This window comes from Cupriavidus lacunae (assembly GCF_003353055.1).
GTDB classification, from domain to species: Bacteria; Pseudomonadota; Gammaproteobacteria; order Burkholderiales; family Burkholderiaceae; genus Cupriavidus; species Cupriavidus lacunae.
In genome coordinates, this window is sequence record NZ_QKWJ01000248.1 from 1 (window position 1) to 1000 (window position 1000).

General features: G+C 58.7%; 1 protein-coding gene. It reads left to right on the forward strand.

All coding sequences use genetic code 11. The features are described from left to right. On the forward strand, nucleotides 1–811 hold an 811-nt coding region (locus DN412_RS42935; RefSeq protein WP_244223119.1), incomplete at its 5' end, for a reverse transcriptase domain-containing protein. Nucleotides 812–1000: the final 189 nt, after the last annotated feature.

Here is a 1000-nt window from a genome sequence, read left to right on the forward strand (position 1 = left end):
CTTTAACCACATCCAACATGAATGGCTGCAGAAGATGGTGGCTCACCGAATAGGGGACCCGGTCATCCTGCGCCTGATTGGCAAATGGCTGAACGCGGGCTTCATGGTGGGCGGAGTCGTGACGCGAACGGAAGAAGGATCGCCGCAAGGCGGGCCGATCAGCCCGATCCTGGCAAATATCTACCTGCACTATGTGCTTGACCTCTGGTTCGAAAAGAAGGCCAAGAGGATGTGTAAGGGCGAGGCGTACCTGACGAGGTTTGCGGATGACTTTGTGGTGAACTTCCAATACCGGAGCGATGCGGACAGGTTCGCAAAGAGCCTGACGGATCGGTTCGGGAAATTCGGGCTGGAATTGGCTGAGGAAAAGACGCGGCTGATGCGGTTCGGGCGCTTCGTCCGGGCAGACCTGGCAGAGACCGGCGATAAGCCGGACACGTTTGACTTTCTGGGTTTCAAGCACGTATGCGGAGTCGACCGAGGTGGCAAGTTTGCCTTGGTGCGGCTTCCCTGCGTCAAAAGCTGTCGTAAGTTCTTGGCTAAAACCAAGGAGTGGCTCAAAAGGAACAGGCACTGGAAGCGTCGCGACCAGCAGCGCCAACTCACGGCGATGTTGCGCGGCTTCTATCAGTACTTCGGGTTGCACCACTGTAAACGGAAGCTCGACCTCATCCGTCGGGAGGTCCAGCTGCAGTGGATTCGCACCCTACGACGGCAAAGTCAACGCCATCGTCTGTATTGGAGCTACCTTAAGAGTCGATCCTGGTTCGAACTGCCTCAGGCGGGCTCGACACGACATGCGACGGTATGACTCGCCATCCCGCGAGTGCAGCCTGGGGAGCCCGTTGCGGTAGTTCCGCACGGCGGGTTCTGCGAGGGGGGACGGGTACAAGGGGACAATCCTCAAGGCCCGTCTCTACCCACCATCGCGTGAACCACGATATCCTGATGAGCCGGGTGGCGAAGCGGGTGAGCGACAGGCGCGTCCTGAAGTTGATCC